General features: G+C 50.6%; 16 protein-coding genes and 6 tRNA genes. 14 read left to right on the plus strand and 8 right to left on the minus strand.

Annotated elements, in window-relative coordinates:
- Positions 1 to 55 precede the first annotated feature (55 nt).
- Positions 56 to 766, minus strand: coding sequence for a DNA/RNA nuclease SfsA (gene sfsA / locus AC6IB1_RS04210; RefSeq protein WP_497567946.1), 711 nt, complete (start codon positions 764 to 766; stop codon positions 56 to 58).
- Between the two features lie 139 nt (positions 767 to 905).
- On the opposite strand from sfsA, the gene hrpB reads away from it, so the two are divergent.
- Together hrpB and mrcB are read left to right on the plus strand one after the other, a co-directional pair.
- Positions 906 to 3,362, plus strand: coding sequence for an ATP-dependent helicase HrpB (gene hrpB / locus AC6IB1_RS04215; protein WP_497567947.1), 2,457 nt, complete (start codon positions 906 to 908; stop codon positions 3,360 to 3,362).
- A 10-nt stretch (positions 3,363 to 3,372) separates the two neighbouring features.
- A complete protein-coding gene (gene mrcB / locus AC6IB1_RS04220) occupies positions 3,373 to 5,715 on the plus strand; it encodes a penicillin-binding protein 1B (RefSeq protein WP_497567948.1) in 2,343 nt (780 codons plus the stop codon).
- A gap of 145 nt (positions 5,716 to 5,860) precedes the next feature.
- Here the strand turns inward: mrcB and AC6IB1_RS04225 are convergent.
- Together AC6IB1_RS04225 and AC6IB1_RS04230 are read right to left on the minus strand one after the other, a co-directional pair.
- Positions 5,861 to 5,936: transfer RNA gene (locus AC6IB1_RS04225), tRNA-Thr, on the minus strand.
- Between the two features lie 72 nt (positions 5,937 to 6,008).
- Positions 6,009 to 6,084: transfer RNA gene (locus tag AC6IB1_RS04230), tRNA-Phe, on the minus strand.
- Between the two features lie 336 nt (positions 6,085 to 6,420).
- On the opposite strand from AC6IB1_RS04230, the gene AC6IB1_RS04235 reads away from it, so the two are divergent.
- The 12 genes from AC6IB1_RS04235 to AC6IB1_RS04290 are packed head-to-tail and all read left to right on the plus strand — an operon-like array spanning position 6,421 to position 18,400.
- Positions 6,421 to 6,723 carry an STAS domain-containing protein gene (locus AC6IB1_RS04235; protein WP_325064434.1) on the plus strand — a complete coding sequence of 101 codons (303 nt, stop codon included), beginning with the start codon at positions 6,421 to 6,423 and terminating at the stop codon, positions 6,721 to 6,723.
- A 43-nt stretch (positions 6,724 to 6,766) separates the two neighbouring features.
- Positions 6,767 to 7,126 carry a response regulator gene (locus AC6IB1_RS04240; protein WP_040528169.1) on the plus strand — a complete coding sequence of 120 codons (360 nt, stop codon included), beginning with the start codon at positions 6,767 to 6,769 and terminating at the stop codon, positions 7,124 to 7,126.
- 21 nt (positions 7,127 to 7,147) lie between these two features.
- Positions 7,148 to 9,241 (plus strand): chemotaxis protein CheA, encoded by a 2,094-nt coding sequence (locus tag AC6IB1_RS04245; protein WP_497567949.1) that lies wholly within the window; start codon positions 7,148 to 7,150, stop codon positions 9,239 to 9,241.
- Positions 9,242 to 9,249: 8 nt separating this feature from the next.
- Positions 9,250 to 9,756, plus strand: a complete 507-nt coding sequence (locus AC6IB1_RS04250) for a chemotaxis protein CheW (RefSeq protein WP_005502039.1) — start codon at positions 9,250 to 9,252, stop codon at positions 9,754 to 9,756.
- A gap of 9 nt (positions 9,757 to 9,765) precedes the next feature.
- The gene (locus AC6IB1_RS04255; RefSeq protein WP_005502037.1) at positions 9,766 to 10,239 is read left to right on the plus strand and encodes a chemotaxis protein CheW; all 474 of its coding nucleotides are present in this window, start codon (positions 9,766 to 9,768) and stop codon (positions 10,237 to 10,239) included.
- Positions 10,240 to 10,244: 5 nt separating this feature from the next.
- Positions 10,245 to 12,620, plus strand: coding sequence for an aerotaxis transducer Aer2 (aer2, locus tag AC6IB1_RS04260; protein ID WP_497567950.1), 2,376 nt, complete (start codon positions 10,245 to 10,247; stop codon positions 12,618 to 12,620).
- 2 nt (positions 12,621 to 12,622) lie between these two features.
- Complete coding sequence (locus AC6IB1_RS04265; protein WP_497567951.1) at positions 12,623 to 13,474, plus strand: CheR family methyltransferase; 852 nt, start codon at positions 12,623 to 12,625, stop codon at positions 13,472 to 13,474.
- A gap of 43 nt (positions 13,475 to 13,517) precedes the next feature.
- Positions 13,518 to 14,165: a chemotaxis protein CheD gene (locus tag AC6IB1_RS04270; protein ID WP_497567952.1), complete on the plus strand. Its 648-nt coding sequence runs from the start codon at positions 13,518 to 13,520 to the stop codon at positions 14,163 to 14,165.
- Positions 14,165 to 15,208, plus strand: coding sequence for a protein-glutamate methylesterase/protein-glutamine glutaminase (locus tag AC6IB1_RS04275; protein WP_497567953.1), 1,044 nt, complete (start codon positions 14,165 to 14,167; stop codon positions 15,206 to 15,208). Before AC6IB1_RS04270 ends, AC6IB1_RS04275 begins: the two co-directional genes overlap by 1 nt.
- A complete protein-coding gene (locus tag AC6IB1_RS04280) occupies positions 15,201 to 16,379 on the plus strand; it encodes a methyl-accepting chemotaxis protein (RefSeq protein ID WP_497567954.1) in 1,179 nt (392 codons plus the stop codon). The genes AC6IB1_RS04275 and AC6IB1_RS04280 overlap by 8 nt, the downstream gene beginning before the upstream one ends.
- Positions 16,380 to 16,387: 8 nt before the next feature.
- Positions 16,388 to 16,687, plus strand: coding sequence for an STAS domain-containing protein (locus AC6IB1_RS04285; protein ID WP_497567955.1), 300 nt, complete (start codon positions 16,388 to 16,390; stop codon positions 16,685 to 16,687).
- A gap of 21 nt (positions 16,688 to 16,708) precedes the next feature.
- Positions 16,709 to 18,400, plus strand: a complete 1,692-nt coding sequence (locus tag AC6IB1_RS04290) for a PP2C family protein-serine/threonine phosphatase (RefSeq protein WP_497567956.1) — start codon at positions 16,709 to 16,711, stop codon at positions 18,398 to 18,400.
- A 60-nt stretch (positions 18,401 to 18,460) separates the two neighbouring features.
- Here AC6IB1_RS04290 and AC6IB1_RS04295 read toward each other — a convergent pair.
- From AC6IB1_RS04295 to mltC, 5 genes are all read right to left on the minus strand, one after another.
- Positions 18,461 to 18,536, minus strand: a tRNA-Asn gene (locus tag AC6IB1_RS04295).
- 7 nt (positions 18,537 to 18,543) lie between these two features.
- Positions 18,544 to 18,619, minus strand: a tRNA-Phe gene (locus tag AC6IB1_RS04300).
- Positions 18,620 to 18,652: 33 nt separating this feature from the next.
- A tRNA-Thr gene (locus AC6IB1_RS04305) sits at positions 18,653 to 18,728 on the minus strand.
- A gap of 72 nt (positions 18,729 to 18,800) precedes the next feature.
- A tRNA-Phe gene (locus tag AC6IB1_RS04310) sits at positions 18,801 to 18,876 on the minus strand.
- A gap of 136 nt (positions 18,877 to 19,012) precedes the next feature.
- Positions 19,013 to 20,089: a membrane-bound lytic murein transglycosylase MltC gene (mltC, locus tag AC6IB1_RS04315; RefSeq protein WP_497569081.1), complete on the minus strand. Its 1,077-nt coding sequence runs from the start codon at positions 20,087 to 20,089 to the stop codon at positions 19,013 to 19,015.
- Positions 20,090 to 20,149: the final 60 nt, after the last annotated feature.

Consider the following 20,149-nt stretch of genomic DNA (forward strand, 5'->3'; position numbering starts at 1 on the left):
GCAATCTTTGTTTTTGCCTCATGTTATCCCAGTGTGAATATGTCTACATTTTTTCTCAATTCTGGGAGAACGGGACCCGTTTCGTTATGCTCATCTGGACGGGTGAAAGTGCCGCCTGATAGCAGATCACTTCTACGCCTTGTGCCTGAGCCTCTATAAGTAACTGATTATAGACTGCATCTATATGTTTTGCCGCAGAGACTTTCTTAATGCCGGTATGAAGCACGGCGAAAAAGAGCACGGCACGCTTCCTCTGTTGGGCAAGGCTTGCCAGTTCCCGTAAGTGTTTCTGACCCCGTGTAGTGACAGCATCAGGAAAAAAACCTTGTCCGTTTTCTTCCAGTAAAGTGACGCTTTTCACCTCGATATAACAGTCTTCCCTGTCCGGTGATTGCAGCAAAATGTCGATACGGCTTTTTTCTTCCCCGTAAGGCACTTCTGTTTTCAGGGTATCGTAACCTTGCAGTTCGTTGACTACCCCTTCATTGATTGCTTCTACCACCAGACGGTTAGCCTGCGCAGTATTTACGCAAATAAAGTGCCCATGACGGGTTTCTGTCAGCTCCCAGCTGTTGGCATATTTACGTTTGGGGTTGTCAGAGGTGGAATACCACACGGTATCTCCCGGTGTGGCACAGCCTGTCATGGCACCTGTGTTTGCACAGTGCATAGTGACTTTAGAACCCTCTGCCAATGTCACGTCGGCAAGAAAACGCTTATAGCGGCGGAGCAAGGTGGCAGGATGTAAAGGCGGGTCAAACTTCATGGGATCCCTTGAAAGTGGTTAACGGCCAAATGTCCAGCGTTTTAGGCAAGTCGTTGAACGCATGATAACGGCTGAATTCGAGCATCTTCAGCTTGTTTGGGTATACTGTGCGGGTAATTCTGACATAAAGGCGTTTCCATTGTCACAGCTACCTATCGACAGCGTCCTGGATGACGTAATTTCGGCATTGTCCCAATCCCCACAAGTGATCCTGAAAGCCCCTCCCGGTGCAGGTAAATCGACCCGGCTTCCCCAGACGTTGCTGGAGAGAAATGTCGTCGACGGTAAAATCATCCTGTTGGAGCCGCGTCGGCTGGCAGCGCGCAATATCGCCCGCTTTCTGGCGTCACAGTTTGGTGAAAGCGTGGGTGAAACCGTTGGCCTGCGCGTGCGGGGGGAAACCCGGGTGAGTGACAAAACCCGTCTGGAGATTGTTACCGAAGGTGTGCTGACCCGGATGATCCAGACCGATCCGGGCCTTGAAGGCGTGAGTCTCCTGATTTTCGATGAATTTCATGAGCGCAACCTTCATGCTGATTTAGCGCTTGCTCTGTCACTCGATGTTCAGGGCGCGCTGCGTGATGACCTTACTATTCTGGTGATGTCTGCCACCCTTGATGATGCTGCGTTGACCGGACTGCTGCCCGACGCCAAGGTGCTGAGCTCAGAGGGACGGAGCTTTCCGGTGGAAGTGCGTTACCAGCCAGTATCCCGCCAGTTTGGCTACGAGAATGACGTGGCCTCTTCCATCGCAACACTGATGCAGAAAGAAGACGGTTCTGCGCTGGTATTCCTGCCGGGTGCCAGAGAAATCAACCGGGTAGCAGAAGCGCTGGCAGCGAAAGTGCCGGACAGTGTGATGATTTGTTCGTTGTTTGGCCAGATGGATGCGAAAGCGCAGCAGGCCGCGATTGCGCCGGCGCCAGAAGGGCTGCGTAAGGTCGTGCTGGCCACCAATATTGCCGAAACCAGTCTGACGATTGAAGGTATCAAGCTGGTGGTGGACTCTGGCTTTGAACGTGTGGCGCGGTTTAACCGTAAAACCGGGATCACCAAACTGGAAACGGTCCAGATTGCGCGCTCATCAGCAATACAGCGTATGGGGCGGGCAGGGCGTTTGTCGGAAGGGATATGTCTTCGACTCTACACTGAAGAAACGTACCAGCGAATGCGCGCGGTGCCGGATCCGGAAATCGTCACCAGTGATTTAATGCAACTGGCTCTGGAAGTGGTGCAGTGGGGCTGTTCGCCCAAAGATTTACACTGGCTTGACCTGCCGCCTACCCAACACTGGCAACAGGCTGTTACCCTCCTGCGCCAGTTGGGGATACTGGATCAAAACGACGCGCTGACCGCCAAAGGAAAATATGTAACCGGGCTGGGTACTGATGCCCGTCTTGGGGCGATGTTGGCGGCTGCACAGGACTTTGGTGCTGAAGCCGTATCTGCCGCCTGCTGGCTGGCCGCCTGGGCAGAAGAACCGTTAAGGGGCAATGTCGACCCGGATCTTCGCATTCAGGTTGCTATGGTGATGAAAAAGCCCTCTTACCGTCAGCGTGCCGGACAACTGGCCGCCAAGCTCAATGTGACATTGGATACTGACGTGTCTGCCAATTGGCTCCCGGTTCTGGCTGCTGCTGCCTGGCCGGATCGCGTGGCTAAATCCCGTGGCAATAATGGTCGCTTTCTATTGAGTAACGGTCATGGCGCGCAGATTGATAATGATCACCCGCTGGCTTGTGAAGAGGCACTGGTCGCCGTGGACCTGATGAGCGTGACGCAGGGCGACAGCCGCATCTTTACCGCTTGCAGTACAGACTTCGCAACCCTGCAAACAAGGCTGCCCTCACTGTTTTCTGAGCGGGAATGGGTAGACTGGGATGAAAAGAAAGGCGCGTTAGTGGCGGAGCAACACCTTTGCTGTGGCGAAATTGTGGTGACACGGAAAGTGCTTTCCCGCTTAAGTGACGACATGCTGATCCGCGCACTGGTCCAGGCCATAAAGCGGAAGGGGGAAGCGTCGTTGCCGATGTCGGAGAAAGCGCAGAGTCTTTTAAACCGTGCCCGTTGCGCGCAACACTGGGCGCTTCCGGTTTCCTTGCCACCCTTGGATGAGCCTTCACTGCTGGATGCACTGGATGAGTGGCTGGCGCCTTTCATGATCGGGCTGCGCAGCATGCAGGATCTAAAAAAAATCGATGTTTACAGTGCGCTGGAAGCCTGGTTTGGCTGGGAGTCAACCAAGCAACTGAACCGGCTGTTACCGGAAACGTACGAGGTGCCGACCGGCTCGCACTATGCCATCCGCTACCAGCCGGAGCAAAAACCGGTATTGGCGGTCAGGATGCAGGAAATGTACGGGCAGGCGACCTCGCCAACCATCGCCGATGGCCAGATAACCCTGGTGGTCGAGTTGCTGAGTCCGGCGCAAAGGCCGCTGCAAATTACCCAGGATCTAGCCGGGTTCTGGCAGGGTGCTTACCGCGAGGTCCAGAAAGAGATGAAAGGCCGGTATCCAAAGCATGTCTGGCCAGACGATCCTGCCAATCACCAGCCGACACGCTTAACTAAAAAACATTTTAAACCGGAAGCCTGAAACAGACTTCATGACAAAAGAAACTAAAAACACTAAACCGCGCACGCGGCGTAAAGCCAGCCCGCGCAGTAACAACAAGACAGCGGCCCCGACAAAAAAAAACTGGGGTAAAACGCTGCTCTCCCTTGGCCTGAAATGCACGCTGGTCTTTGTTGCCGCCATGGCTATCTGGGGTATTTATCTCGATGGCAAAATTCGTGAGCGCTTTGATGGCCAGATCTGGCAGTTGCCTGCTGTGGTCTACGGCCGCATTCTCCATCTGGCGCCGGGCGAGGCCGTCAGCATTGATACCCTCAAGCGTGAACTTGAGCTACTGAACTACAAGCGGGTACGCAATCCGAAACGCCCCGGCGAGTATTCGACATCCAAGACCCGGGTGGAAATCATCCGCCGCCCGTTTGAATTTGAAGATGGCCCGGAGGCGGCCCAGCATGTCATGGTGTCGTTCAGCGATGACGGGGTTCAGAGCCTTAAGCAGCTCGATAGCGGTAAACAACTGGGGTATCTGCGCATTGAACCTAAGCTTCTTGGCATGATGGAGTCCAATACCGATGAGCAGCGTATTTTCCTGCCGCGTGAGCGCTTCCCTGAGTTTCTTGTTGATACTTTGCTGATCACAGAAGACCGGGATTTCTATCATCACGACGGTGTATCACCACTGGCTATTGCCCGGGCACTGGTCGTGAACCTGAAAGCGGGCCGTACAGTACAGGGGGGCTCAACTCTCACCCAGCAACTGGCGAAGAACCTGTTCCTGACCCGTGACCGCACCCTGTGGCGAAAAGTGCAGGAAGCTTACATCGCCCTATTATTGGATTACCGTTACAGCAAAGACCGTATTCTGGAAGCCTACCTGAATGAAGTGTATCTCGGTCAGGCGCGTGGTCAGGCCGTGCACGGCTTCCCGCTGGGGGCGAGGCTCTATTTTGGCCGCCCGATTGAAGAGCTGAGTATCGATCAGCTGGCGATGCTAGTGGGCATTGTGAAAGGACCGTCATATTACAACCCCTGGCGCTATCCTGAGCGCGCACTGGAGCGGCGAGACCTCATCCTGCGAATGATGATGGAAAATGGCTTCATCACTTCTAGGCAATATGCGGAAGCGGCAGCACGTAAGCTGGGCGTTCAGACGTCACCCAGTCTTAGCAGCCGCCAGCCTGCCTACTTTGAACAACTGACCCGTGAAATCCGTGAACGGGTTGGCAGTCAGTTCAATCCGGAAAGTGGCCTTCGTGTATTCAGTACTTTGGATCCGCTGTCGCAGTCCCTCATTGATAAGACGGTGGTTAACAAGGTGAATGAACTGAAGAAAGTGGCGGGCAAGGATCTGGAGGCGGCGGTCGTGATTGCCGATCGCCTGAGTGGGGAAATCCGCGCCATGGTGGGCGGCAGCCGTCCGGGGTATGCCGGTTTTAACCGGGCACTGAATGCGAGCCGACAGATTGGTTCGCTCTCCAAACCTGCCGTCTATCTGGCGGCACTTTCGCAGCCGGACAGATACAATCTGGCGTCACCGCTAGAGGATAAACCGATTGTACTCAAGGGCGATCGGGGAAGTGAATGGAAGCCCCGGAACTATGATCGTCAATTCCGCGGTCAGGTGCCACTGCTGAAAGCATTGGCGAACTCCTACAACATCCCGACAGTGAACCTTGGTCTGTCTTTGGGCCTTGGCAAAGTGATAGAAACCTATGAAAAGCTGGGTGTCGATCCTGATCAAATCACCCGCGTTCCTTCGTTGTTGCTGGGGGCATTTACCTTAACACCGATGGAAGTGACACAAATGTTCCAGACCATCGGCAGCGGCGGCAAGAAAGCCAAGTTGACTGCGCTCCGTGCCGTTGTTACTCAGGATGGGCAAGTGCTTTACCGGAACTGGCCGAAATCGAGCCAGGCGGTTTCCGAGCAGGCCAGCTGGCTGACGATGTATGCGATGAAAGAAGTCGTGAGAAGCGGCACCGGCCGGTATCTTAATCCGTCATTTGGCTGGGCAGGGCTTGCGGGGAAAACCGGTACTACAGACAACAACCGCGACAGCTGGTATGTCGGTATTGATGGCCGTGAGGTAGTGACGGTGTGGCTGGGGCGTGATGATAACAAATCCACCAAACTGACCGGCTCATCCGGCGCATTGCGCCTGTATGCGGATTATATCAAGGCAAGGCAGCCTGAACCTCTGGTACTGAACTGGCCGTCTGAACTTGCCAGCGTGCCGTATCAGGTCAGGGACGGACAGTTTGTGACAGACTGCTTCAGTGACAGTAAATTGCCGATGTGGGACCCGGATGGTTACTGGCGCAAGCGCTGTGACAAGCCAGACCCGGTAGGCTGGCTGCAATCGCTGTTTAACTAGGGGCTGTTGACCACCAAAGGTCAACAGCCCCTAGGCAGTATGAAGAATCAGGGTTGGGCAAACGCTCAACCCTTTTTTCTTCGCAGTAGCGAACGCCAAAAACAAAAAAGCCTCGTCAAATTGACGAGGCTTTTTTGTTTTTAGATGGTGCCGGCTACCGGAGTCGAACTGGTGACCTACTGATTACAAGTCAGTTGCTCTACCAACTGAGCTAAGCCGGCACACAAACCGTGGAAACGTTGCTTCTTACTGAGCCACATTTCCTTGTAACCGAATCATCGATTACTGAAATATGGTGCCTCGAGGCGGAATCGAACCACCGACACGGGGATTTTCAATCCCCTGCTCTACCAACTGAGCTATCGAGGCAACGGGCGTCATTAAATAGCAGAGCTGGGTGCTTGTCAAAATAATTTATCATCCCAAGTGCATGACTGCTGCTTTTTTACCTATAACGGTTTGAATTTGTGCACATAGGTTTCTTATTGAAACCTATTTACCGTATTGCGACAGGTGTAACCGTACTTTCTAGTTCGTCGTTCTGCTTATAAAGCGTATTTCATTCCAAAACTTAGATTGATGCTGTGGTTGGCATCGTCAGTGTTTTTATCACAACGTCTCACTTTAAAACCAATTGGTTAAAAAACTTTCATTTCTCTCATTGTTGCTACACTTAGTGGTACGGAAGCTTTTCGACGCAAGTCAATCGTCAAAAGAAGGAATTCTGCGATGGGATTCTCATTGGGGGAGCAATTAGACATTACACAGGTGATGGACCTGAAAGGTCGCCTGCAAGCTGAGTTAAAGCAGTCCAACCGCTTGCTGATCGATGGTAGCGATGTATCACGTGTTGATGCGCCGGGATTACAGCTTCTACTTGCCGCCAAAAAGCAGTGTCTCAGCCAGTCCATTGATTGGACATGGGAAGGGGCGTCCAGCGAACTGGTAGGAGCCGCAAAGACATTAGGGATGGTCGAGCTGCTTGGCTTGACTGATTTTGCTGAGTGAGTTTTTTCACGTAGTTCTTAGGTAGTTCAATCAGGGTGACAGTATGCGAAAAATTCTAGCTGCGGACGATTCGGTATCTATTCGTCAAATGGTAAGCCATACGCTCAAAGAAGCGGGCTATCAGGTTGAAACGGCTAACGATGGTGCTGAGGCGCTGAAAAAGGCCAAATCCGGTCAGTATGATGTCATTATCTCAGACGTCAATATGCCGAACATGGATGGTCTGGAGTTCGTCCGCCAGGTTCGAGCCGTGCCGCAATACAAATTTACGCCGATTCTGATGTTGACCACTGAAACATCAGCGGAGAAAAAAAGCATGGGGAAATCCGCCGGTGCGACCGGCTGGATTGTTAAGCCGTTCAATCCCGACACCCTGTTGAAAACCTTGCAACGCGTTATTTAGTGTTCCATCTGGGAGACCGTTATGGCTTTGGATATGGACCAACTGCGTCGGATTTTCTACGAGGAGTGTCGTGAGAACCTTGAAATTCTGGAGCGTGAGCTGCTTGCCCTGGACCCGGATGCTGACGTTGACCTTGACATCATCAATACGATTTTCCGGGCTGCCCACTCTATAAAGGGAGGGGGGGCTACTTTTAATCTCAATGAAATCAGCCAGTTTACACATGTCATGGAGACATTGCTTGATGAAGCCAGAGAAGGAAAACGTCGCCTTGATGCCAGCACCATAGATTTGCTCCTAAAAGGGGGCGATTGCATCAACAGCATGTTAGTGGCTTATGAGACCGAGTCCGATTTCGATCATGCGCCCAGGGATGCATTAACCGAACAGCTCAATATCTTGCTTAATGACAGTTTGCCAGCCAGTTCTGGTGTCGCATCTCCCCCAGCAGGTGAAGACACCCCGGCAGAGCCAGCCTATGCGAATGCCGGTGGCTGGGTCGTGCAGTTTGTTCCGCATAAAGACATGTTTTTCTCAGGCAATGATCCGGTACGGATTCTCCGGGAAATGTTCGATCTTGGCGCAGACTGTGTCATCGAATGTATTCAGGATACACTTCCCGCCTTTCATGAAATTGAGCCAGAGATGTGTTATCTCAGCTGGAAGATCATGGTGGATGGCATTGTTGGGCGTGAACAGATTGAAGAGATCTTCGAATGGGTCGAAGATGAGTGTGAGCTCGACATCTCTCAGCAAATGTCCACTGGTCTTTCAGACACAGAATCTTTAGAGACTGAATCACAACCGATACAGGATACCTCTCCATCGAAAGACGCTTCGGCAAATACTCCTGCCGTGTCAGCTCCGCCTAGTGCCACAAAAGCTAAAGCACCGACAGCGAAAGTGGATGCGGTTTCGTCTATCCGGGTGGAAATTGACAAAGTAGACAATCTTATCAACCTGGTTGGCGAGTTGGTGATCACCCAATCCATGTTGACTGAACTTAGCCAGAACTTCTCTGAAAACAAGCTGGAACGTTTACAGGCGGGCCTTGATCAGCTTCTCCAAAACACCAAAGAATTGCAGGAAAGCGTGCTGAATATTCGCATGCTACCCATCAGTTTTGCCTTCAACCGTTTCCCCCGTCTGATCCGCGATCTCTCTTCCCAGTTAGGAAAAAGTGTTGAACTGGTGATTGAAGGTGAGCAGACAGAGTTGGATAAAACCGTGTTGGAAAGGATTACCGACCCTTTGGTTCATCTGGTACGAAACGCGGTAGACCATGGCTTAGAGTTGCCGCAAGTGCGCCGCGACAAGGGTAAGTCAGAAACGGGGCGGGTGGATCTTTTTGCCTATCATCAGGGCGGTTCGATAGTGATTGAAGTGCGTGATGACGGCGCAGGGCTCAACAAAGAACGGGTTTGGAAAAAAGCGCTGGAAAAAGGGCTTATTCACGCTGATATCGCATTGGACGATCTTTCCGATCATCAGATCTACAACCTGATCTTTGCGCCGGGCTTCTCAACCGCAGAGGTGGTGTCCGATGTTTCTGGGCGTGGTGTGGGCATGGATGTCGTCAAACGCAACATAGAAGATCTCGGTGGTCACATTGAAGTGAACTCCAAGCCGGATAAAGGCAGTGTATTCCGTATCAGCCTGCCACTGACTCTGGCCATTCTCGACGGACAGTTGGTGAAACTGGCTGACCAAGTGTTTGTGGTGCCACTTATCTCTATCATCGAATCGATCCAGATTGAATCAGAACGCGTAAAAGTCGCCACCGGTGGCGTAGAGCTTTATCGGCTACGGGACGAAAACATTCCTATCCTCAGGCTTAAGGAAGAGTTCGGTCTCGGCGGTTCGGGTGCGCTCGACAAGCAATTGTTGTGTCTGGTGGAAGCGGGGGGAAACCGGATTGGGTTGCTGCTGGATGAATTATTAGGCCAGCAACAAGTGGTGATTAAGAGCTTGGAGTCCAACTACACCCGGGTTAACGGCATCTCAGGGGCGACGATTCTGGGTGATGGATCTGTTTCGCTCATTCTGGACGTGCAGGGATTGATGGCCGGTTTTCTCAGTCGTGTTGGCGACGGCAACACGCACATAGCAGCATAGGAGGCTACATGGGTGAACAAGCTCTGGCTGTTGCAGAAAGCTCGGACACGTTGATTGGCAGTGAAGACAGGCTCAAGGGGTCTGATTTCCTGAGTTTTGACCTGGCCCATGAGCTGTATGGTGTTGATATCCAGACGGTTGAGGAAATCCGCGTGTGGGAGCAGCCTACCCTGATCCCACGCGCGCCGGCATTCATTCTGGGGGTTATTAACCTTCGCGGGATGATCGTGCCTATTATGGATCTCCGTGTCCGTTTCAACATTGGCAACGTCGAATATCTGCCGACCACAGTGGTGTTGATCCTCAAATCAGGGGCAGAGACGGGCAACCGTATGATGGGCATTGTGGTCGATGCGGTATCAGATGTTATCGATATGGGAAATAACGGCCTGATGCCACCGATCGGAGACTCTGTGGTGATGCCTTTTGTTAGTGGGCTACTGAATGTTGATACGCAGGTGATGAGCTTATTGAATGTTGATGCCTTACTCGACATTGACAGTCTGGTGCATTGAGGAGGCGTTATGTCTGATGAAGTCATGGAATACCTCAGCTTTCTTATCGACGACGAGGAATATGGATTGAATATCCTTGACGTTAAAGAAGTGCGCGGGTGGTCAGAAGTGCGCAGGTTGCCCAACAGCGAAAGTTATCTGTTGGGTGTGCTTGAACTTCGCGGTGAATACATCCCTATCGTGGATCTCCGGCAACGGTTCAACATGGATCCATCGGTACTGAGTAAAACCACGGTGGTGGTGATTGTCAGGAACGCCAAAGGGCAGTTACTGGGGATCATTGTGGATGCCGTTGCTGAGGTGTACCAGCTTTCAGCAAACCACATTAAACCAGCCCCCGGTTTTGTGAAGATCGACGAGCGTTATATCGAAGGGATCGCGTCAGTGGATGGCAAGCATGTGGTACTTATCCGGTTAGAAAACCTGTTTGATTTTGAAGAGTTGCAGGAAGTAACGCAGCCAGATCTCGTGAGCGAGGGTTAGCAATTATGTCGTGGTGGAAAAAAGAAACAGCAGTTGTCACTGAAAACACACAAAAAGATCAAGGATTGAAAGCGCATATTGTTTCCGCTCTGGATACGGCGCAAACCGCTTTGATGATGGTCGATCGGGACTTCAAAGTGTTCTACGTCAACAATAAATCCGTTGAGCTGTTGCAGACACATGAAACCTTGTTCCGTTCCAAATGGCCCAATTTCCGTGCTGAAAAGGCGTGGATTGAAGGCACCTGTATTGATATGTTCCACAAGAACCCAGCACACCAGCGCCAGCTGTTGTCGAATCCTGCCAACCTTCCTTATGAAACCAACATCCAGGTTGAAGATGTCACCTTAAAGCTGGTAGTGGGCGCGGTCTCGGATGAAAACGGTGAATACATCGGGAATACTCTTGAGTGGGATGACATCACAGAAGAGCTGAAAGCAAACAACGAGCGTGCTCGGTTGCAAGCTGCGATTGACCAGTCTCTGACGGCAATGGTGCTGATTGACCGGGACTTAGCTATCACCTATGTCAATGAACAAACGGTGGAACTGTTTGGGATCCATCAGGCATCGTTCAGACAGATTTGGCCGGGATTTACGGCCACTAAAGACTGGTTGATGGGACGCTGTATTGATGAGTTTCACAAGAACCCGGCGCATCAGCGCAAACTGTTGTCTGATCCCAACAACCTGCCCTACAAAACGGACATTCAAGTTGCGGGGATCACCATTGAACTGAATGTTGCGGCCATCATTGATGCCAGCGGTAACTATATTGGCAACAGCCTGGAATGGCGGGATGTGACCGCGATTCGCGATCGAGAGGTTGAAGTTGGGCGTCTGGTTTCCGCTGTAGAAGGGATGACCACCAACATCATGATGGCGGACAAAGACGGAAACATTACCTATTACAACCCGGCGCTAAAGAATTTGCTGCGTAACCGTGAAAACGATCTTCGCAGCTTCTTGCCGGGTTTCCAGGCTGACGGCCTGGTGGGCAAGAATATTGATATTTTTCATAAAAACCCTTCGCACCAACGCAACATTATCAGCAATCCTGATCGACTGCCTTATACCGCTGAAATCAAGGTGGGTGATCTTGAATTCTCCCTTACCTGTATCGCGATGTATGACTCGGCGGGTAACTACATTGGCCCGGCACTCCAGTGGGAAGACATTACTGAACAAATGGCGGGCCAACGTGATGTTCAGAGCCTGATCACCGCGGCTTCTGAAGGCAGGCTGGACACACGGATGGATACTGCCAAGTACACCGGTTTCATGGCTAACCTCAGTGATGGCATCAATGGCCTGCTCGACAGCATGGTTGAGCCCCTTAACAACTGTAAGGATGTGATGTCTAAAGTGTCGGCCGGTAATCTCAAGATCAACATGCCTGATGACTATAAGGGGGATTTCGCCCAGTTGAGTAATGCCGTTAATACCTCGATCACCAACCTGCGTGACATGGTAGAGAAGATCACTGCCTCATCAGCCCGTGTGGCTTCTGCATCCGGTGAAATTGCTGAAGGGAATTCGGATCTCAGTGAGCGCACTGAAGAACAGGCTGCGAGCCTGGAGCAAACGGCTGCCAGTATGGAAGAGATGACCTCGACCGTGAAACAGAATGCAGAGAGCGCCAATGCCGCCAACCGTCTGTCGCAAGATGCCAGTTCCAAAGCCCACAAAGGTGGAGAAGTGGTCAAGCAGACAGTGGAAGCCATGGGGGAAATCAACAAAGCAAGCAAGCGCATCTCTGACATCATCAGTGTTATTGATGAAATTGCTTTCCAAACCAACTTGTTAGCGTTGAATGCGGCCGTTGAGGCAGCGCGGGCAGGGGAGCAAGGTCGCGGTTTTGCCGTGGTTGCCGGCGAAGTGCGTAACCTGGCACAGCGAAGTGCGGGGGCAGCGAAAGAAATCAAAGATCTGATTAAAGACAGTGTCGAGAAAGTCTCGGAAGGCTCAAGACTGGTAGATGAATCCGGTGCCATGCTCAACGAAATTGTTGATGCAGTCGGAGAAGTGAGCACCCTGATTGGCAAGATCAATGCGGCAAGTCAGGAGCAGGCAACCGGTATTGATGAAATTTCGAAAGCGGTGGTCAAGATGGATGAGATGACCCAGCAGAATGCTGCGCTGGTGGAAGAAGCCTCTGCCGCGAGCCAGTCACTGCGTGATGAAGGCAGTGAACTGCTGAATCTGATCAGCTTTTTCCAGGTCGACAGCAGCAAAGCTAATCTTGGCGAGGGTAAAGAGCCAATAAAGAGTTTTTCAGGAACAGTGCCCACAACCAAAACCAATAGTCCTGCCAAGCCAATCAAAAAAGTCGCCAATGGTCCATCGCCAATGACCGATGAAGATGACTGGGAGGAGTTCTAACGGTGAGCGCAATTCAGGCGCTAAGCCAAATTGAAGAGCAGCGCGAGTTTGAGTTCACTGACAAGGACTTCAGGTTCATTCAGGAGTTTATGCTCAGGGAGACGGGAATTTCTCTCTCTGAGCGTAAAAACGCCATGGTGTATGGCAGGTTGGCGCGTCGGCTTCGCCGTACCGGGTTGAGAAACTTCAAAGATTACTTTGCCAGGGTGGAAAAAGAACTGGATGAGCGAGTGGCATTTATCAATGCGTTGACCACGAATAAAACCCAGTTCTTTCGTGAAAAGCACCATTTTGATTATATGGCAAATACCCTGATACCTGCGTGGCAACAGCAACATAGGCACCGCATTCGTATCTGGTCAGCAGGCTGCTCAACTGGTGAGGAACCATATACCATCGCCTCGACACTCGCTGCAGGTGGCATGCTCTCTGCCAGTTATGACTGCAAGATCTTGGCTACTGACCTTGATACCCAGGTGCTGGATGTTGCCCGAAATGGCACTTACGGCATTGAGGCTGCCAAGGCGATCCCGACTCAGGAGCTCAAACACGGGTTCATCCGGGGGAAAGGCAAAAAACAGGAATTGCTGAAAGCCAAATCCTTGCTGCAACAGGCAATCACTTTCAAGCAATTAAACCTGATGGGCCATTGGCCACACAAGGGTCCGCTTGATGCCATATTTTGTCGCAATGTCATGATTTATTTTGAAAAAGATATACAGCAGCAGCTCATTCACCGTTTCTGGGAAAAGCTTGGGAGCGGCGGCATTCTTTTTATCGGTCACTCAGAGAGTATCGGGCAAATGGGAAGCAGGTTTGAGAATCTGGGACAAACGATGTTCCGTAAACCCTGAGGTATTGATTTCCCCGTCCTGATTACTGCGAACAGAGCTTGGTATGCATAAGATCCTAGAGCTTACGGGATGTCCGGTTGGAGCGGGTGCGAAACGCTTCTTCCATCCTGGTAAGCAAATGATGATGGTCAAAATCCAGCCCGGTGAAGTCTATGTGACTTCAGAACGAGAGCTGATTGCGACAGGGCTGGGATCCTGTATTTCTGCTTGCGTGTGGGATCCGTTCATCGAGTTGGGTGGAATGAACCACTTTATGCTGCCGTTGGGAGACTCAGACGATATCGATAACTGGGATCCGACCCAATGGCGCTCGAAGGCTGCCCGGTATGGCAACTATGCCATGGAGATTTTGATCAACACCTTGATCCAGCAAGGGGCGGTTAAAAGTCGCCTGCAAGTGAAGTTATTTGGCGGTGGCATGGTAATGGGCATGGGTAAACAAGCCAACATTGGCCAAAAGAACATTGAATTCATTAAAAACTACATCAAAAACGAAGGATTGCATTTAGTCAGCGAAGATCTTGGCAGTGAATATCCACGAAAAGTGGTGTTTGACCCGATAACGGGAAAAGCCTGGGTAAAAAAATTGCGTGGGTATCGTGGTGAGGTAGAAGCCGAAGAAAACAGCTACAAACGACGCCTGATACACGAGGCGGAACAGAATAATAGCAACAGCGCGGAGCTTTTCTAATGGGAAAACGGGTACATAAAGTACTGATTGTTGATGACTCTGCCGTTTTTAGAGCATTGCTCAGTGAAATTATCGATTCAGATTCTAGACTCGAGGTCGTGGGTGTTGCTGTTGACCCCTATGACGCGAGGGAAAAAATTAAAAAACTGAAACCTGACGTGCTCACGTTGGATATCGAAATGCCTAAGATGAATGGTGTCCAGTTTTTGCGTAATTTGATGCGCTTACACCCTATGCCTGTGGTGATGATATCGACATTGACCCAGCACGGTGCCGATGCCACGCTGGCAGCGCTGGATATTGGTGCGATTGATTACTTCCCCAAACCCACGGAGAACGTGGTGGCAGAAATGGGTCAATACCGCCAGTTGGTGATTGAAAAAGTCCAGATGGCTGCAACGGCAAATATCACTGGTGCGGCGCGTTACTCCTCTGGTGAAGTCAGTGTTTCTGGCCGACAGTTGCGGTCTGACTTCGATATCATCGCTATTGGTGCATCAACCGGCGGCACTGAAGCTATCCGTCATGTGCTGGAAGCCCTGCCAGGCGTGATGCCACCTATCGTAATTACCCAGCACATCAAAGCCGTGTTTAGCAAATCCTTTGCAGAAAGGCTAAACAGAGCTTCCAACTTACACGTTGAAGAACTATCAACCGACAAAGCACCTTTAGTCACGGGGCGTGTTTACGTGGCTCCGGGCGATCATCATATGCAAGTGGTTAAGCATAGCGGGCGCTATTATTGCGTAAAAAATGACGCTGAACCGGTACAGCGACACAAACCTTCCGTGGATGTCATGTTTTCCTCGATTGCGGATGCCGCAGGTAGTAAGGCGTTATCTGTTCTCTTGACGGGTATGGGCCGGGATGGAGCTGAAGGTATGTTGGAAATGCGGCAGGCCGGTGCCGTGACCGTAGCACAGGATGAAAACAGTTCTGTGGTATGGGGGATGCCAAGGGCAGCGATAGAAATAGAAGCAGCACAACACGTGTTGCCATTAGAAAAAATTGCGACTTACCTCGTAGGTAAAGTGTATGGCTAGAAAAAATAGAAGCATCATTATCGCGCTGCTGGGCATAGCAGCAGGCGGGTTCCCATTATTGGTTGAACAAAGCCTGACAAATGTTGCGGCATCAACCATTGTCATTATGACTATTTTGATGTTGGTAAAGCAGGGCAGTGGCAGTTCTGGCTCATCGCAAGATGGTGCGGGCGAGCTGGGGGATCTTCAGGATGATACGACCGTGTCTTATGAATCTACGGCGATTCTGCACAAGATCCACAGCATCCTCAACATTGAACTCATTCCAATTCGTGAACAGCTTGACCGCCAACAGGAAGTGATTAACAAATCTGTACAAAACCTCAATGCCAGCTTTTTTGGTATGGAGCGCGCGGTCAGCGAGCAGTCAGCGCTTGCCAAGCACATGGTGACCGAACTTCTCAATAATGAAGAGAGTGAATTTAACCTCACTAAAGTACTGCCTGAAACAGAGCAAGCGATTGATAAATATATTGATCTATTGGTTAAGGTATCAGAAAAGTCTATCACGGCCATCCATTGCATCCATGACATGTCAGAAAAGCTTGAAGCAGTGTTTGGCTTGCTCGACCAGGTTCAGGCGATGTCAGATCAAACCAACCTATTGGCATTGAATGCGGCAATAGAGGCAGCAAGGGCTGGTGAGCAGGGGCGTGGTTTTGGTGTTGTGGCCTCAGAAGTACGGGATCTTGCCAACCGGGCATCAACGCTCAATAGCCAAATCCACCGAGACATCAATCTGGCGCAGGATACCGTCAAACAAACCAATGCCATTGTGGGTGAGATAGCCACATTGGACATGACGTCCTCGATTGAGTCTAAAACCCGAATCGAATCCCTGTTAAAAGGGGTTCAGGAAGTGAATCGTCAAGTGGCCTTGGAAATCGGCAAGATGACCGAACAAGGGGAAGCGGTACGGGCGGAAGTGTCCAAGAGTATTCAAGGCCTGCAGTTTGCAGACATTGTGTCCCAGCAGGGCCAGCATGTGTTAAATAACCTCCATATTCTGGAAGATTTGAACGCGCTTATCATGGCGAGTCTGGATTCTGGCAATGTGGACTGGGTCGCACTGCACAAAGCCGTGGACGATATTGAAAAAATGGCTGGCTCAGCGGAGCGAGCCCCAGCAAAACAAATGTCCGCAGATGAGGGCGACATAGAACTGTTTTAGGAGACACTATGGCCATCAGTCGTGAAGAAAAAAGTGACGGTAAGGAAGTGGTAATCCATGTAAATGGGCAGTTTGACTTCAGCGTTGTGCAAGAATTTCGTGATGCATATCAGGACTGTCACGGTAAAGAGATAGTCGTCGACTTTCGGGGCGCTGAATATATAGACAGTGCCGGGCTAGGGATGTTGCTGAATATGCAAAGTTTCCTGAACAAAAAAGAAAGGGACATCCGCCTGATCAACACCATGCCACAAATCAAACGTGTTTTGGTTATTGCCCGTTTTGAGAAGAAGTTTGTGATCGAATAAGCCGGTTGATGGAGGTAGCGGGTGAAAGCGTTAATCGTTGAAGATGAAGTCTCGCTGCAATGCTTCCTTGAGCATGTGCTTAAGGATGAATTTGATGAGCTGTTAATTGCAGATAATGGTCAAATGGCGCTGGATATACTGGCGTCACTCGATGAGCTTCCCAGTTTGATCATCATGGATGTGTTGATGCCGGTGATGGATGGATTTGAGGCGGCCAAGCAAATACGGATGCGCTACAAAGCCCACTATTTACCGATCGTATTTTTGACCGGTATCGTCGACAACGATGCGTTTAATCGCTGTATGACGCTGGGGGATGATTTTCTCACCAAACCAGTCAGCCGTACCACCATTGTTGCTAAGGTTCGCGCACACTGTCGCAGCATCCGTTTATACAATGAAGTTGCGATCCAGCGCGACAAGCTTAAGCATTTTCAGGCACATACATTGTATGAACATACGATGGCCGAAACCATTTTCAGTAACCTGATGCAAGCGTGTTATCAGGAAGCAGAAGGGGTTGAATTTTATACCAGCTCTTTTACCAACTTTAACGGTGATGTCATCCTCGTCACTCCCAGACCACAGGGGGGAATTTATGCCATGCTGGCTGATGCTACTGGCCATGGTCTTCCCGCCGCTATTTCGACCATTCCTGCCACCAAAGCGTTTTTTGCTATGACTAAAAACGGTTTCGCTCTCGGTGATATCGTGAAAGAGATGAACGAGACGCTGAAGAGATTTCTTCCGCCCGGCATGCTGGTGGCCGCAAACTTGTTTGAAGTGTCTGCCAGCGGTCTGGATGTGAATTGGTGGGGGGGAGGAATGCCCGATGGGTATCTGCTGGATAAAAACGGTGAGATAAAAACACGCCTGCCATCAGCGCACATGGCACTGGGTGCGATGAATTCAGACGAGTTTGAAGCCAATGTAGTCGCGTTGAAAATGGTTGAAGGGGACAAACTGTTCTTTTTTACTGACGGCGTGATTGAAGCACGTGATGCCAATGGCAGGGAACTTGGTGAAGAAGGGTTGGAGGCCATGTTTGGCGATCACTTTTCCAGCATGATAAAAGCAACCCGTGATCATGTGACCCATTTCACTCAAGGAGGTGGTGTTGGTGACGATATGTCTATGCTTGAAATGACCGCGCCTATCCGCAGCCGCGTAGAACATCAGCCTGGTGAACCAGAATATTATGCGCGCCGTTCACCCGCCCAACTGACCGTGTACTTCGGTGCGAAAGAGTTGAGAAAAGTAAACCTGGTGGGGGAGATCAGGCGCATGCTCAAAGGCACCCTTGGTAGCAATATCGATTTGGATTTGATGTGTACCATTATGTCCGAACTCGCCAATAATGCTCTTGAGCATGGGCTGTTGAAACTGGCGTCCAATCTTAAGGTGGACAGCGACGGTTTCCTTGATTATTACCTCAAAAGGCAGGCGAGGCTGGACGCGCTGGACGAATTTGCTTTTATGGAAGTGGGTATTTCCTTTAATCCCGACAAACGGGAGCTAACATTCTATGTCTCACACAACGGCGAAGGTTTTTATTTTGAGGACGCCGATAGCACTTTAGAAGATGCTGTGGCCCGGTGTGGCAGAGGGATCGCGCTGGTGACAGAACTTTGTGAAAATTTTACCTATCAGGATGAAGGGCGTACCGCCCGCGGCACTTTCCGTCTCGCCGCTGGCATGGAATACAACATATAGCTTTCTTTTTTCTAAACACCAAACGAAAAAAACCTGCTAGCGATAGCAGGTTTTCTTAAGTGGCTCCCCCTGCTGGACTTGAACCAGCGACATACGGATTAACAGTCCGCCGTTCTACCGACTGAACTAAGGGGGAAGTGTAATGGTGCCTCGAGGCGGAATCGAACCACCGACACGGGGATTTTCAATCCCCTGCTCTACCGACTGAGCTATCGAGGCAATTTTATAAGCGCAAGACTCTATATTAAAAAATGGTGCCGGCTACCGGAGTCGAACTGGTGACCTACTGATTACAAGTCAGTTGCTCTACCAACTGAGCTAAGCCGGCACACAAACTGTGGAAACGTTGCTTCTTACTGAGCCACATTTCCTTGCAACCAAATTATCGATTGCTGAAATATGGTGCCTCGAGGCGGAATCGAACCACCGACACGGGGATTTTCAATCCCCTGCTCTACCGACTGAGCTATCGAGGCAACGAGCGCCATTAAACGGATTTTGAGCCTTACCGTCAACACCTTTTTTTAAAAAAAACGTCAAATAAGTCCGTTTGGTGTCTTTTTCATCTATTTGATTTAAAAAACCTCAGCTTTTCCGGTATTTCCCACGTTTTTATTGCATGGTCCGGAATTCTTTTTGGAACTTAGTGACCTTCTGCAAGTAGCGTCTTGACTCTGAAGAGGGGTGCTTATTGGTCAGTGCCCAGTACACCTGGTTGGGATTTAACCGGTTTAAATCATTCATCGCCCGTTTACGGTCAGAACGGTGAAACGTTTTCAGCACATTGCCTGTCCCGCCATTGTAGGCAGAGATCATACTGTAGTGTTTTGACAGCGGATCACGCACGTCTTTGAGATAGCGGGTTTTCAGTATATAGAAGTAGGCGGTGCCTGCATCGATATTACGGGCCGGATCGAAAAGGTATTCGGGCGAGGGTTCACCGGGGCGTTTTTTCACCAGTTTAAACACATCACGCCCTGCTGTTCTCGGTACTACCTGCATCAAACCGTATGCGTTGGCCCAGCTGACAGCATAAGGATTGAAGCTGCTTTCTGTCTTGATAATGGCGTAGATCAGATCTTCCGGTATCCCGTAGCGTTTGGATGCCTCACGGATAATATTGGCATATTGATAACGGCGTTTGCTGGAGTGATCGCGCACCATGGGGATTTCGACATAGAAGACTTTCTGGAACTTTAGTGATTTTGTTTTCATTTTGTGGGCAATCAGATAGTCAGCGTAACGGTTGGCACGCCATTCCCACGCGATTTCCTTGCCGTCATGATCGAGAATTTGTCCTTGTAGGAAAGGCGCGCCTGACAGTGTTACCTCTGCGGCGGAGTAAAGATCTACTGAGGCAGGATCGTTCGGTGTCAGCAGGGTTGTGACAATGGCTTGTTTGAGGTGTTGTTTAGGTTCTGTGGTGGCGACAGTTTCAATGGTGACCAGACCATTGGCGAAATCGACACGTGCACGGCTTTTGTAATTGTCTGTGTACTTTACATAATCACTTTTTCCCGAGACATAGATTTCATCCTTACCCCACCGGGCCTCGATATCGCCGGTGAAACTGTTGATGAGATGATCGAGTGCGGCATGGTCTTTTTCAAACTGGCCGGGAAGCGGCGCGAGATTTTTCGCAAAGCGGTTGGTGGTTTCGTAGTTGACACCGAAGGTCGATTCAACCATTTCACGGCTACAGCCAGATGTGATGATTGTCAGAAGTAAAATGGTGAGTAAGCAGCGCAA

Source organism: Grimontia sp. THUN1695 (assembly GCF_059704325.2).